This window comes from Thermobifida cellulosilytica TB100, from assembly GCF_001517975.1.
GTDB lineage: Bacteria > Actinomycetota > Actinomycetes > Streptosporangiales > Streptosporangiaceae > Thermobifida > Thermobifida cellulosilytica.
The window spans coordinates 870,384-884,666 of sequence record NZ_KQ950180.1 but is presented as its reverse complement, the minus strand read 5'-3'; the positions used below and the strand labels follow the sequence as shown (position 1 = coordinate 884,666).

Here is a 14,283-nt window from a genome sequence, read left to right as displayed (position 1 = left end):
GCGGGGGCGGGGGACCTGGGCGGACGGAGGTCAGCGCACCACCGCGACCGGGCCGCGGGCGCCGTGCAGGACCGACTGGCTCACCGAGCCGAGCAGCAGGCCGGTGAAGCCGCCCCTGCCGCGGGAGCCCACGACGATCAGGTCGGCCGGGGTGGCGGCCTCCAGCAGGGCCGCGGCCGGGTGGGCGCGCACGGTGCGGATGTCGACCGGCACCCCGGGGTGGCGCTCCCGGTGCTCGGCCAGGGCCTCCTCCACGGTCTCCCGGGCGGCCGCGGCGAGCGGCTCCTCGTCGAACACCTCGGGCGGCAGCGGCCCCATCGTCAGGGCGAAGGCGGTGACGGGCTGCCAGGCGCAGACCGCCACCAGCGTGGTGCCGCGCCGCTCGGCCTCGGCGAAGGCGAACCCGACGGCGTTGCGGCTGGCCGGCGAGCCGTCCACGCCGAGGACGACCCGTTCCCGCGCCCCGGGCGCGGTCTCGTGCTGCTTGGGCAGCACCACCACCGGCACCGGCGAGTGCGCGGCCAGCTCCACGCCCACCGATCCGGCGAAGGCCGACATCAGGGAGCCGCGCCCCCGCGAACCGACGACGACCACCGCGGTCCCCGGCTCCTCGGCGGTCTCCAGCAGCGCCTCGGCCGGGCGGCGCAGCACCAGCCGGGTCCGCGTCTCCAGCTCCGGGTAGAGCTGGCCGATCCACTTCTCGGCGTACTCCAGGAGCGATTGGCCGTCCCGGAACAGGGGCGACTCCTCGACGTCCACGGGGGTGACCGCGCCGGTGAACGGGTCCTGCGGGTCGGGGATCTCCACCGCGGTGACGATCCGCAGCCCCAGGCCGCGCAGCCGCGCCTCCTGCGCCGACCATTCGAGTGCGTACCGGCTGGAGTCGGAGCCGTCGACTCCGACCGCGACCCAGCCCGGCTCCTGGTGTGCCATGGTCTCCCCCTCGCTGTCGCCGTGTCCTGTCGGGCTCCTACCCGGGGGAGGGGCCCTTACGGGAGGCCGTCCGGCTCCGGGGAGGGAGCACAAGGTCCCTTTCGCTGTGGGCAGAGCCGGGACCGGCATCCCCGGAGCGGCGGGCGTGTTGTGGTGCACATGGACGCCGAACACGAAGCCATGGATGCCTACAGCAGGATCGTGACCTCCGTCGCGCAGCGGCTCCGGCCGAGCGTGGCCGCGCTGTCGGTGCGCGGGCCCCGGGGAGCGGGGGCCGGGTCGGCGGTGCTGTTCACCGCCGACGGGCTGATGCTCACCAGCGCGCACGTGGTCGAGGGCGCCCACCACGGCACCGCCGAGTTCCAGGACGGCTCGTGGACCCGGTTCGACGTGGTCGGCGCGGACCCGCTGTCCGACCTGGCGGTGCTGCGGTGCGCGGAGACGGGGCCGCCCGTCGCGGAGCTGGGGGACGCCGACGGGCTGCGGATCGGGCAGCTCGTCGTCGCGGTCGGCAACCCGATGGGGCTGGCCGGATCGGTGACCGCCGGGGTGGTCTCCGCGCTCGGCCGTGCGCTGCCCGCCCGGGAGGGGCGCCACATCCGGTTGATCGACGACGTCGTGCAGACCGACGCCGCGCTCAACCCGGGCAGCTCCGGCGGGGCGCTGGCCGACTGGCGCGGCCGCGTGGTGGGGATCAACACGGCGGTGGCGGGCTACGGGCTGGGCCTGGCCGTTCCGGTGAACTCCACGACGCGGCGGATCGTCGGGGAGCTCGCCGCCACCGGGCGGGTGCGCCGCGCCTGGCTGGGGGTGGCGGGGGCGCCGGTGCCGCTGCCGCCGGGGGTCGCCGAGCGCCTGGGCCAGCGGACGGGGCTGCGCGTGGTGGAGGTGGTGCCGGGCAGTCCGGCCGGGACCGCCGGGATCTACCTGGGCGACGTCCTGGTCTCCGCGGCGGGGCGGAAGCTGGAGGGGGTCCAGGACCTGCAACGGCTCATGCTGGGGTCGGCGATCGGCTCCCGGCTGCCCGTCACCCTGCTGCGCCGCGGCGCGTTCGTCGACGTGGTGGCGGTCCCGGAGGAGCTGGCCGCCCGCTGAGGCGGTCGGCGCGGCGCCTGCGGGGTCCGGCCGCCCCAGCGGCGGTCCCGCCGCGGCACGCCCGGGAGGACCGGCCCGGGGACCGGAGCCGTCTCACACCCATAAATCTTCCAAGGAAGATTTTATCTGGATAGACTTATGGTGCGCCCACCACGAGGAGACAGCCATGAGCACCCCACCCGTCCCCGAGAAGCTCCCCGTCCTCTACTTCGGCCACGGCGCCCCGCCGCTGGCCGACGACCCGCTGTGGAGCGGCCAGCTCGCCGCCTGGTCGGCCGAGCTGCCGCGCCCCAGGGCGGTCCTCATCGTCTCGGCGCACTGGGAGTCCGCCCCGCTCACCATCGGCGCGACCACCACGGTCCCCCTGGTCTACGACTTCTGGGGCTTCCCCGAGCGCTACTACCAGGTCACCTACCCCGCCCCCGGGGCGCCCGACCTCGCCGAGGACGTCCGCAAGCTGCTCAGCGGCGCCGGCGTCCTCATCGCCGAGGCGCCCACGCGCGGCCTCGACCACGGCGCCTACGTGCCGCTCAAGGAGATGTACCCGGACGCCGACGTGCCGGTGTTGCAGATCTCCCTGCCCACCCTCGACCCCCGTCGGCTCTACGAGCTGGGCCGCCGCCTGGCCCCGCTGCGCGAGGCGGGCGTGCTCGTCATGGGCAGCGGCTTCCTCACCCACAACCTGTCCTGCGTCGACATGAGCCGCGGCCCCGACTACGCGCCGCCGTCCTGGTCGGCCGAGTTCGACGACTGGGCCAGCCGGGCCGCCCACGCCGGGGACGTCGACGCCCTGCTGGACTGGCGGACCAAGGCTCCGGCCGCCGAGATCGCCCACCCGCGCAGCGAACACCTGGCCCCGCTGTTCGTCGCCCTGGGCGCCGGCAGCGGCACCACCGAGACCGCCCGCAGCGTCATCGACGGCTTCTGGTACGGCCTGGCCAAGCGCGCCTTCCAGTTCGACTGACCGCCCGGCGCGGTCAGCCCTCCTCCTCGATGCCCCCGGCGAGCAGGGGCTCCATGAGCAGCTCCGGGTGGTCGCGCTGGATCACCCGGAGCCGCCACTTGTTGTGCACCAGCACCAGCAGCTCCCCGTCGGAGCGGCGGGTGAGCACCTCGGCGCCGGACAGGCCGTGCAGCACGGGCGCGGAGGCGGCGTCGGTGCGCCGCGCCACGCTGTAGTCGAGGTGGGACAGCTCCACGGGGGCGCGGAACTCGTGCTCCATGCGGTGCCGGACCACGTCGAACTGGAGCGGTCCCACGGCGGCCAGCACCGGCGCCTGCTCGCCGCGCACGTCGGAGACCAGCACCTGGACCACGCCCTCGCTGTCGAGCTGCTCGATGCCGCGGCGGAACTGCTTGTAGCGGCCCGAGTCCACGGCGCGGGCCACCGCGAAGTGCTCGGGCGCGAAGCTCGGGATCGGCGGGAACTCCACCTTCGGCCCGTCGTACAGGGTGTCGCCGACCCGCAGCGCCTGCGCGTTGACCAGCGCGATCACGTCGCCCGGGTAGGCGGTGTCCAGGGTGTGGCGCTCCGCGCCGAACACCGCCTGGGTGTACTTGGTGGCGAACGGGCGGCCCGACGCGGCGTGGGTGAGCACCATGCCCCGGTCGAAGCGGCCCGAGCACACCCGTACGAACGCCATCCGGTCGCGGTGGGCCTTGTCCATGTTGGCCTGCATCTTGAACACGAACCCGGAGAACGGCGCGTCCACCGGGCGCGGCGTGCCCGAGGCGTCGGCGCGGGCCGACGGCGCGGGGGCCAGCGTGATCAGGGTGCGCAGCAGGTGGGAGACGCCGAAGTTGGGCAGCGCCGCGCCGAACAGCACCGGGGAGGACTTGCCCGCCAGGAACGACTCGGCGTCGTAGTGGGCGCCGATCTCGTCCAGCAGCGCCAGCTCCTCCATCGCCTGCTCCCAGGCCGCCCCCTCGATCTCGGCGGCCCGCGCGGCGTCCACGGGCTCCTCCACGGCCTTCGTGGCCCCGCCCGGGGTGCGGTGCAGCTTGGTGTAGGCGTTGCCCGCGGTGCGGTCGACCAGCCCGCGGAAGTCCCCGGCGATGCCCACCGGCCAGTTCAGCGGCGTGGGGCGCAGCCCGATGCGCTGCTCGATCTCGTCCAGCAGCTCCAGCGGCTCCCGGCCGGGCCGGTCCCACTTGTTGACGAACGTGATCACCGGGATGCCCCGGCCGCGCGCCACGTCGAACAGCTTCAGCGTCTGCGGCTCCAGGCCCTTGGCCGAGTCCAGCAGCATCACCGCGCAGTCCACCGCGGCCAGCACCCGGTAGGTGTCCTCGGAGAAGTCGGCGTGGCCGGGCGTGTCCAGCAGGTTGAGCACCCGGTCCTGGTACTCGATGCGCAGCGCCGCGGAGGTGATGGAGATCCCGCGGGCCTGCTCCATCTCCATCCAGTCGGAGGTCACGCCCCGCCGGTCGCCCTTGCCGTGCACCGCCCCCGCCGAGGTGATCGCCGCCGCGTGCAGCGCCAGCGCCTCGGTCAGCGTGGACTTTCCGGCGTCCGGGTGCGAGATCACCGCGAACGTGCGCCGCCGCGCCGCCTCACTGGTGACCTCGTTCCTTCCCGTGGGGGTACGCGTTGGGGCAGACACCGGATCCTCTCCTCGTCGGGCTTCTGAGCGAGGCTACCCCACCGGTCCGGTGCGGCCCGCCTTGACGAAACCGGGCGGGAGGCGCTTCACTCACTACCGACCGGTCGGTATCTACGGGTGTGGGAGGCGAAGAACCGTGAGAGCGCTGCGGGTGCACGAACTGGGCGAACCCAAGGACGTCCTGCGCCTGGAGGAGGTGCCCGTCCCCGAGCCCGCCCCCGGGCAGATCGTGGTCCGGGTGCTCGCCACGGCGGTCAACTTCCCCGACGCGCTGCTGTGCCGGGGCGTCTACCAGGAGAAGCCGCCGCTGCCTTTCACCCCCGGCGTGGAACTGTGCGGCGAGGTCGTCGCGCTGGGCGAGGGCGTCACGACGGTCGCCGAGGGCGACCGGGTCATCGGCTCACCCGTGCTGCCCCGGGGGTCGTTCGCCGAGTACGCGCCCATGGAGATCGGCCGCGTCTTCCCCGCGCCGCCCGCCCTCACCGACACCGAGGCCGCCGCGCTGTTCATCGGCTACCAGACCGGCTGGTTCGCGCTGCACCGCCGCGCCGGGCTGCGGGAGGGCGAGACCGTCCTGGTGCACGCCGCCGCGGGCGGGGTCGGCAGCGCCGCGGTCCAGCTCGCCAAGGCCGCGGGCGCGCGGGTGATCGGGGTCGTCGGAGGCGCGGCCAAGGCCGAGTACGCCCGCGCGCTCGGGGCCGACATCGTCGTCGACCGGCACACCGAGGACTTCGTGTCCGTGGTCAAGGAGGCCACCGACGGGCGCGGCGCCGACGTCGTCTACGACCCCGTGGGCGGCGAGTCCTACACCCGCTCCACCAAGTGCATCGCCTTCGAGGGGCGCATCGTCGTCGTCGGGTTCGCCAGCGGCACCATCCCCACCCCGGGGCTCAACCACGCCCTGGTCAAGAACTACTCGCTGCTCGGACTGCACTGGGGCCTCTACAACAAGCGCAACCCCGCCCTGGTGGCCCGCTGCCACGAGGAGCTCACCGCCCTGGCCGACCGCGGCCTGGTCAAGCCCGCGGTCAGCGAGGTCCTCGCCCTGGAGGAGCTGCCCGACGGGGTGCAGCGCCTCGCCGACGGAAGCACCGTGGGGCGTCTGGTGGCCGTGCCGCACGCGGACCGCTGACCGGCGCCCCCGGCAGGCGCGGCGCCCCGGCGCCGGGACCCACCACCCACCTGCGGGCGGGCCGCCCGCGGGCCGACGCAGAGAGGACGACCCATGGGAAGACCGTTCACCTTCCCCGGCCGGACGATCGTCGTCACCGGGGGCGCGAACGGCATCGGCCGCGCGCTCGCGGAGCGCTTCCTCGCCGAGGGGGCGGCCCGCGTGGTGATCGCCGACCTGGACGGGCAGGGCGCCGCGCGCACGGCGGCCGAACTCGGCGAGCGGGCGCGGGCCCACACGCTGGACGTCACCGACGCCGCGGCCGTGGCCGCGCTCATCGAGGAGGTCGAACGGGACGCGCCCATCGACCTGTGGTGCTCGAACGCCGGCGTGGCCACCGGCGGCGGCCTGGGCAGCGACGCCGACTGGGACCTCACCTGGCGGGTCCACGTCCAGGCGCACGTCCACGTCGCCCGCCTGCTGCTGCCCCGCATGATCGAGCGCGGCGGCGGGCACCTGCTCGTCACCGCCTCGGCCGCGGGCCTGCTCACCAACGTCGACTCGGCCCCCTACTCGGTGACCAAGCACGGCGCGGTCGCCCTCGCCGAGTGGCTGGCGATCCGGCACTGGGACGAGGGCATCGACGTCTCCTGCCTGTGCCCGCTCGGCGTCAACACCGCCATGACCGCGGGCGACGGCCCCACCGCCGCCACCCGGCTGGGCGGCGACTACATCGAACCCGCCGACGTGGCCCGCTCCGTGGTCGAGGCGCTGGGCGAGGGGCGCTTCCTCATCCTGCCCCACCCCCAGGCCGCGGTCATGGAGCAGCGCCGCGCCTCCGACCGGGACCGCTGGCTGTCCGGCATGCGCCGGGCCCACAAGCGGCTCCTGGACGCGGGCTGACGGCTCGGAGCAGGGGAACCGCCGACGGGGAGGCCGCGTCAGAAGCGGCAGACCCGCATCTCCTCCCCCGTGAAGGAACCGCCATGAGCTCGTCCTCCCGCAACGTCGACCTCCTGGTCCTCGCCGGAGTCAGCGCCGTCCTGTTCGTCCTCAGCGTGGTCTTCGTGGTCGTCGGCAACGCCGACTACACCAGCTACACGGGACGGGCCGAGGCGGTCGTCGTCGAACGCGACGAGGACTACTGGCGCACGTCCAGCGGGGACACCCGCAGGGACATCGACGTCTACGTCAGCTACCGCACGGAGGAGGGCGTCCAGCTCGACCACGTGAAGCTGGGCGGGCTCAACCCGTCCGACCACCACGAGGGCGAACAGCTCCAGATCGCCTACCACCCGGAGCACCCGGGCGACCCCGTCACCGTGCAGAGCACCGAGGAGGGCGCGTTCGGCGTCTTCCGCGTCATCGGCGCCGGGCTGGCCGCGCTCGGCGCCGGCTTCGCGGCCTGGGCCGCGGTCCTCTTCCTGCGGCGCCGACGGGCCTGACCGTCCACTCCGGCCCCGCCCCGGCGACCCGCGCCGGGGCGGGGTGAACAGCGTGTCCACAGAATTCATGATTTCGCGCTCATGGCGTGAACTTTCCAGCGCGGTGCGGCGTCGCACAGATGTCGGCCCCTCCACTCCACCGCCGCGTTCCCGTGGCCCTGCGCCGTCGGACGGAACCCCCGACCGCCGTGTCCGATAGGTTCCTACCGGGATGCGACGTGGGGGAGGAGAGGCGGATGCACCGCGGTGCGCCGCGTCCGGTCTTCCACGACGGCCCCGAACACCCTCCCGGGTTCCGGTCAGGTTGACAACGGATCGCAAAAGACCGGTTGTGGCCAGCCGTATTGCACCGGCAGGCCGCGACAGCGCTGGAAAAGGTGGGATCGGTTTGTTGGCAGAGTGCTCACCCGGCAGTTGCGCGCCCTTGATCTCCACAGGTCGAAAAGGGTTCTTCGGAGGCCGACCGGAGGCTGTCGGCGGCCTCCGGCAGCGGTTCCGGAGGCCGGATTCGATTTCGGCCAATCACCGGAGCCCGCAATTGCGGACGAGTATGATTCCTCTCGTCGGCAATCCTTTCTCCCCACCGTTTCCCACCCCTCCCACCGCAGTGTCGAGACCGGTCGGAGACGTTGCGCTGCTTCGGAAGCCGAGGGTGCGTATGTACCGTGCACGGGCGGGATCGCAGCAGTGACGACCACAGCGTTCCGGTTTCCGAGGACAACGGTGGGTCCTCGTCCTGTGTCCTGCCCGCTCAGTCGATCCGGACCGGAGGTGCCATGAACGGCAGCAGCACTCCGCACGCCGGAACGGAGACGGCGGTCATCGTCATCGCTCCCGACGACCTGAGCGCAGAGGTCTTCATCCAGGACATCCAGCAGGTGGTCCACGGCCCCGACGCCAAGTCGACCCGGCGGGCCGCACTCGACTACGTCGCGGGGTACGCCACCCACATCGGCCGCCCCGTACTCGTCGAGGCACGCGACGCCTACGGCGTCCAACGGCTGGAAGCGCTTCCCGGAGGCGTCATCCGGGGAGTGGCCGAGACCCCGCCCCCGGCCACGGGCGGGGGAGCGCCGCGGCGCAGGGGCAGGGTGCTGCTCCTCGGCGCGGTGGGCCTGGTCGTCGTCGCCCTGGTCGTGGCGACCGTTCTGGTGGTGCTCGGGCTCGGCAGCGACTCCCCGCCGGACTCCGAAGAGACCACCGACACCGTCGAAACCGTCGCCTTCGAGGCGCGTCCCGCGCCGCCGGGGTTCTCCACCGAGGCCCTCTGGCGGATTCCCATCACCGACGGAACCCGCCCGGCCGTCTCCAACGACGGCACCCGGGTCGCGTTCATCGGCGCCGACGGGAAACTCGCGGTCGTCGGCCCCGAGGGAGAACGGCTCTGGGAGGCTGACCTTCCCCTACAGCCTGCCGAGATCGAGGGTCCGGTGCGTTTCGTCGAGAACGGCGACGAGCTCCAGGTGGCGATCACGGGTTCCGGGAAGCTGTGGATCTGGCCCGGTACCGGTGGCGAACCCACGGAGTACGAGCTGCCCGAGGACGGGATGGTCACCTTCGCGGGGACGGCCCCGCTGGTCACCGTCGGCGACAAGGCCATGCTTCCCCAGGACGGGGAACTGGTCGAGGTCACGGTGCCCCAAGGGTCCGGCGGGATGCTCGTCCACGGCGGAGAGGTCCTCCTGGCGGCCGCCGACGGGCCCTGGCACTGGGCCGTTCCCGGCGGCGGTCTGCGGGAGGTCGCCCCGAAGAAGCCGGAGAGCTCCGGAGAGCTCGACCGGGTGATCACCGCCTCCGAGCGCTACGTCATCGTGCGGTGGCGCGGCAGCGAGGACGACCGGGTCGTGCTCGCCGTCCACGACGCCCGCGACGGCTCGGTCTTCGCGGAGACGGAGATCACGGCGGGAGAACTCGCCGACGCCACCTGGATCGAAGGAGAGACGGTGGCCGCCTACGGGCCGATCGTGGTCGACCTGGAGTCCGGAGAGACCCATGTGGTCCCCGGGTTCGGGCCGCTCAGCGCCGCCGGCGGCGTGGTCTACGGCGAACTGGGAGACGACCAGGTCGCGGTGGACGCCACGGGAGAGAGCACCCCCATGAAGCCGGACACGGCACGCCCGTGGGGCCTGCTCGACGGCAACGCGGTGGTGCTGGCCGACGCCAACCTGTACGCCCTACTACCGGACTGACCCCCGACATCAGTAAGGAGACGCATGTCCTACACAGCACGCGCCATCGGCGTGACGGCCGCGGGCCTGCTGGCCTTCGGCTTCGCCTCGGCCCCGGCCGCGGCCGCGGAGGTGGACGCCGGGCTGTCCCTCGGCAGCACCGACGCCGCCCTCTCGATCAGCCTCCTCAGCACCAACGACGGCGGCGACGACCCCCAGCCCGAGCCGAACCCCGACCCCCAGCCCGACCCGGAGCCGGAGCCGGAACCCGAACCGGAGCCCGAGCCGGGTCCCGGCGGCGGTGAGACGCCGGGCGGCGGCGAGACCCCCGGTGGCGGTGAGACGCCGGGCGGCGGCGAGACCCCCGGCGGCGGCGAGACCCCCGGTGGCGGTGAGACGCCGGGCGGCGGCGAGACCCCCGGCGGCGGCGAGGACCCCGGCACCACCCCGACCCCGAAGCCGGGCTCCGGCACGACCCCGGACGACAAGCCGGGCCAGCAGCCGGGCGGCACCGGAGGCAGCGGCGGCAGCGGCGGTGGCGACGCCGACGGTGACGGCGACAAGGGCGACGACAAGGACGGCAAGGACGACGACAAGGGCGGCAAGGACGACGAGGCCGACGAGGAGCTGCCGGTGACCGGCGTCGACCTCAGCGGCTTCGTGCTCGGCGCCTCCGTCATCACCGGCATCGGCGCGGTCACCGTCTTCGCGACCAGCCGCCCCGTCCGGGTCCGCGGCTGACCGCTGACCGCTCCCGATCAGCACTGATCGGACCGTGACCGAAGAGCCCCCCGCGTGAGTGCACCACGCGGGGGGCTCCGTTCGTCCACCGGGCCGCACCACCGCCGAGAGCCGACCCGTCCCACCGGACCGCCCTTCCCCGCTCCGCGGTGTCTTCTCGTACTCTTGCGACTACTTGGCGTTACTCTCGTGTTGGCTGGACGGGACACGACGAGAGAGGCGCATCACCGTGCGGAACAGCACCACCGCCGCGCTCCTCGGCGGGCTGGCCGCACTCGCAGCGGTGCCCCCTGCTGCTGTGGCCACCCCCGCTGCCGAGGAGACCGACACCGCCCGCAACGGCGGGATCGCCCTGTCCGTGACCGACTCCCGCGACCGCCTGGCCGTCGGCGAGGACACCGCCTACACCGTGACCGTGCGCAACGAGCGCGAGGAGGCCGTCACCGACCTCCTCGTGGCGCAGACCGCACCCGCCCTCGACCTCCACGAGGCCGACGGCGGAGGCGTGGTCGAGGGCAGCACGGCCGTGTGGCTCGTCACCCTCGACCCGGGCCAGGAGACGGCGCGCACGGTCACCGCCACCCTCACCGAGCCGCCCGACCAGGACAGCGTGTCCACCACCGTCTGCGCGGGCTGGCCGGACGACCCCGGCCCCGTGGTCTGCGCGGACCACGGGACCGCGGTGGCCGCCCGCACCGGCGTCCCGCTGCGGCCCCTCCTCACCGGCGTCGCCCTCGCGGCCGCGATCTCCCTCCTCGCCGGGCTCGCGGTCCTCCTCAGGCGCCGCACCCGCCGACCCCGCAGGCGGTACACGGCCCGGCACGCGATCCGGCGGGGAGACCGCCGCGCCGGGGCTACGGCTCCGGAACGTCCTCGGGCAGCAGTGTGGTGAACGCCGCCAGGTCCGCCGCGGCGCCCTGGGACACCAGACGCCCCGCCTGGCGGGTGATCATCCGCTCCAGCACCTGGCGGGCGTAGCGGGCGTTGCCGAACGAGGCGTCCCGCGGCACGGCCGCGAAGTGCGCCGCCAGCGCCTCCCGGGTCGCCTCGCCGCACTCGTAGCCGGAGGAGCGCGCCATCCGCTCGACGATGGTGACCAGCTCCTCGTCGCTGTAGTCGGCGAACTCCACCCGGTGGCTGAACCGCGACGCCAGACCGGGGTTGGAGTCCAGGAAGCGCTGCATGTCTGCGGTGTACCCGGCGACGATCACCACCACCTCGTCGCGGTGGTCCTCCATCAGCTTGACCAGGGTGTCCACGGCCTCCTGGCCGAAGTCGTTGGTGGCGCCGCGGGGGGTGAGCGTGTACGCCTCGTCGATGAACAGCACGCCGCCGCGGGCCTTGTTGAACACCTCGGTCGTCAGTTGCGCGGTGTGCCCCACGTAGCGGCCCACCAGGTCGGCCCGCGCCGTCTCCACGACCTGCCCGGTGGACAGCACCCCCAGCGTCTTCAACAGCCGCCCGTACAGCCGGGCCACCGTGGTCTTACCGGTACCGGGGGAGCCGGTGAACACCAGGTGGTGGCTGAGCGTCGGCACGGGCAGCCCCATGGCCTTGCGCTGGTTGGCCATGACCAGCAGGTTCGCCAGGTCGTTGACGGTGGACTTGACCTGGGCCAGGCCGACCATCGCGTCGAGCTCGGCGCGCAGCGCGGCCAGCTCGTCCTCGGGGCCGCCGCTGCCCGACCCGGAGACCTCCACCCCCAGGTCGACGGGGAGCAGCCGGGTCAGCTCCGCCGGGTTGTCCGGCGGCGCGTCCCCCAGCCGGAACGCCTGCCGGTCCACCATCTCCTCGAAGATCTTGCGCGCGGTGCGGGCGTTGCCGAACGTCGCGTCCCGCGGCATCTCCTCGAAGATCTTGCGCAGCGCCTCCCGGGTCTCGTCGGCCAGCTCGTAGTGGTGGGCGGTGCACATGCCCTCCACGATCTGCACCAGCTCGTCCACCTCGTAGTTGGGGAACTCGATGGTGCGGTTGAACCGCGACGCCATGCCCGGGTTCGCGGCGAGGAAGCCCTCCATCTCCTCGGTGTACCCGGCGGCGATCACCACCACGTCGTCGCGGTGGTCCTCCATCAGCTTGACCAGGGTGTCGATGGCCTCCCGGCCGAAGTCGGGGCCGCTGCCGCCGTCGGACTTGCCGGAGAGCGTGTACGCCTCGTCGATGAACAGCACACCGCCCTTGGCCCGCTCGAACACCTCCGTCGTCTTGATCGCGGTGCCGCCCACGTACTGCGACACCAGGTCGGCCCGCGACACCTCGACCACGTGCCCGTAGCGGAGCACGTCCAGGTCGGCCAGGATGCGGCCGTAGAGGCGGGCCACGGTGGTCTTGCCGGTGCCGGGCGGCCCGCCGAACACCAGGTGGCGGTTCATCGGCGGGGCGGGCAGGCCCATCTCGGCGCGCCGCTTGGCCATCTGGGTGCGGTTGATGAGGGTCTTCACCTCGCGTTTGACGTTCTCCAGGCCGATCAGGGCCTCCAGCTCGGCCAGTGGGCCCTCCGGCTCCACGGCCTCCGGGGCGCCGACCGCGGCGGGGGCGGAGGGCAGCGGCTCGGGGACGTCGCCCCCGGCGTTCTCGCCGTAGGCGTCCGGCGCGCCGTTGCCGCTGCTCAGCAGCTCCTCGGTGCGCACCCGCTCGCTGGGCGCGGTCTGGCGCAGCCCGGCCCGGCTGTTGTCGCGCACCGCGCACTCCTCCACCAGCACGTCCTCGGTGCTGTGCACGAGCACGCCGTCCCCGGCGTTGCCGAAGATCTCGCACCGGCGCAGCACGGCCTGCGCGCCCGCGGCGATGAGCACGCCGTTGCGGCGGCTGTTGTAGACCCGGGTGCGCAGCGCCGACACCTTCCCCCCGTTCTGCACCGCGATCCCGTCGCTCGCGCAGTCGGAGATGTCGCAGTCGCGCAGGTCGGCCTCTCCCTGCGCGCCGACGGTGACGCCGCCGTCGCGGCTCTCGCGGATGCTCACCCCGTTGAGCAGCGGCCGGGAGCGCTCGTCGACCTGTACCGCGCTCTTGCCGGTCCGCTCGAACGTGACGTTCTCCAGCCGGCCCTGGCCGCCCTTGCGGAACCGCACGCCCTGGCCGCGGGTGTCGGCCACGGAGACCCCGCGCAGGAACGGGTTGCTGGCCTCGACCGCGAAGCCCGGCCCCTCGCTTCCGGTGACCAGGCCCCGGTCGAACTCGACCGTGCTGTTGCCGCCGATGCTGATCCCGGCGCCGCCGCGCACGGTCAGGTTGACGAAGGAGGTGGCGGCGCGTTCCTCGGCGCGCACGCCGTCACCTCCGGCGTCCTCCACCGTGCAGTCGGTGAACAGGCCCCGGGCCTTGCCCCACACGTGGATGCCCGCCTCCTTGGAGCGGACCACCGTCGTGCGGCTCACCTGCGGGTCGGAGCCGTTGGAGACGGTGATGCCGCGGCCGCCGACCTCCTCGAAGCGGCAGTCCTCGACCACCGCCCGGCCGCGGCTGGAGAGGGCCAGGCCGTCCTGGGAGGTGTGGTGGACGTGCAGTCCGCGCAGGGCCGTGCTGGCGTCGTCCTCCAGCGCCACCGCGGGCTTGGCGGCGCCGGAGATCTCGCAGTCCTCGATGGTGCCCGCCGCCCGGCCGCTGGCGAACACCCCGTTGCCGCGCACGTCGCGGAAGACGCAGGAGCGGACTGCGGGGCGGCCGCGGTCGCTGATGACGAGAGCACTGGTCTCCACGTCCTCGATGACGCAGTCCTCCAGGATGCTGGGCTCGGCCGTGGAGATCACCACCCCCGCGCCCGTGGAGCAGGTGACGCGGCTCTCCCGCATCGCCAGGGCGCCGGAGCCGCGGACCACCACGGCGGTCCACGCGGAGCCGTCCACCTCGCAGTCGGCCATCTCCGCCTGCCCGGCGGCGATGTCGACCACGGGCCGCTCCTCGTCGTGGCCGCGCAGGACCAGGCCGGAGAGCTTGACGGCCTCCGCGACCGAGAGGATCGCGCTGCCCGACTCTGCGACCAGTTCCACGCTGCCCCGGCCGTCCCGCGCCACGAGGGTGACCACTTTGCGCAGGGTCAGACTCTCCTCGTAGCGTCCCGGGGCGATGGTGATGAGTGCGCCGTTCTCGGCCACGTCCACTGCGGAGCCGATGGTGGGATGCCCGGACGACCCGTCAGGCGTGACCGTGAGGAGTTGCCTGGCCATCTGTGGTTGCCTCCTGTTCTG

The 14,283-nt window shown here is 73.6% G+C and carries 11 protein-coding genes; 8 read left to right on the top strand and 3 right to left on the bottom strand.

Annotated elements, in window-relative coordinates:
* Positions 1-30 precede the first annotated feature (30 nt).
* Positions 31-933, bottom strand: a complete 903-nt coding sequence (locus AC529_RS03810; protein WP_068753502.1) for a universal stress protein — start codon at positions 931-933, stop codon at positions 31-33.
* A 159-nt stretch (positions 934-1,092) separates the two neighbouring features.
* On the opposite strand from AC529_RS03810, the gene AC529_RS03805 reads away from it, so the two are divergent.
* A complete protein-coding gene (locus AC529_RS03805) occupies positions 1,093-2,028 on the top strand; it encodes a S1C family serine protease (RefSeq protein WP_068754486.1) in 936 nt (311 codons plus the stop codon).
* Positions 2,029-2,194: 166 nt separating this feature from the next.
* The gene (locus AC529_RS03800) at positions 2,195-2,992 is read left to right on the top strand and encodes a dioxygenase family protein (RefSeq protein ID WP_068753500.1); all 798 of its coding nucleotides are present in this window, start codon (positions 2,195-2,197) and stop codon (positions 2,990-2,992) included.
* 13 nt (positions 2,993-3,005) lie between these two features.
* Here AC529_RS03800 and AC529_RS03795 read toward each other — a convergent pair whose 3' ends face one another.
* Complete coding sequence (locus tag AC529_RS03795) at positions 3,006-4,631, bottom strand: peptide chain release factor 3 (RefSeq protein WP_068753498.1); 1,626 nt, start codon at positions 4,629-4,631, stop codon at positions 3,006-3,008.
* A 136-nt stretch (positions 4,632-4,767) separates the two neighbouring features.
* On the opposite strand from AC529_RS03795, the gene AC529_RS03790 reads away from it, so the two are divergent.
* The 6 genes from AC529_RS03790 to AC529_RS03765 all read left to right on the top strand — a co-directional run bounded on the left by AC529_RS03790 (position 4,768) and on the right by AC529_RS03765 (position 10,988).
* Complete coding sequence (locus AC529_RS03790; RefSeq protein WP_068753496.1) at positions 4,768-5,763, top strand: NADPH:quinone oxidoreductase family protein; 996 nt, start codon at positions 4,768-4,770, stop codon at positions 5,761-5,763.
* Positions 5,764-5,856: 93 nt separating this feature from the next.
* Positions 5,857-6,645, top strand: coding sequence for an SDR family oxidoreductase (locus AC529_RS03785; RefSeq protein WP_068753495.1), 789 nt, complete (start codon positions 5,857-5,859; stop codon positions 6,643-6,645).
* Between the two features lie 83 nt (positions 6,646-6,728).
* Entirely contained in the window at positions 6,729-7,187 is a 459-nt protein-coding gene (locus AC529_RS03780) for a DUF3592 domain-containing protein (protein WP_068753494.1), read from the top strand.
* Between the two features lie 776 nt (positions 7,188-7,963).
* Positions 7,964-9,376, top strand: coding sequence for a hypothetical protein (locus tag AC529_RS03775; protein ID WP_068753493.1), 1,413 nt, complete (start codon positions 7,964-7,966; stop codon positions 9,374-9,376).
* 24 nt (positions 9,377-9,400) lie between these two features.
* Positions 9,401-10,096 carry a hypothetical protein gene (locus tag AC529_RS03770; RefSeq protein WP_068753492.1) on the top strand — a complete coding sequence of 232 codons (696 nt, stop codon included), beginning with the start codon at positions 9,401-9,403 and terminating at the stop codon, positions 10,094-10,096.
* A 229-nt stretch (positions 10,097-10,325) separates the two neighbouring features.
* A complete protein-coding gene (locus AC529_RS03765; protein WP_232306557.1) occupies positions 10,326-10,988 on the top strand; it encodes a hypothetical protein in 663 nt (220 codons plus the stop codon).
* Here AC529_RS03765 and AC529_RS03760 read toward each other — a convergent pair.
* Positions 10,951-14,262 carry a right-handed parallel beta-helix repeat-containing protein gene (locus tag AC529_RS03760; protein WP_068753491.1) on the bottom strand — a complete coding sequence of 1,104 codons (3,312 nt, stop codon included), beginning with the start codon at positions 14,260-14,262 and terminating at the stop codon, positions 10,951-10,953. The two genes, AC529_RS03765 and AC529_RS03760, sit on opposite strands and share 38 nt — an antisense overlap.
* Between the last annotated feature and the right edge of the window lie 21 nt (positions 14,263-14,283).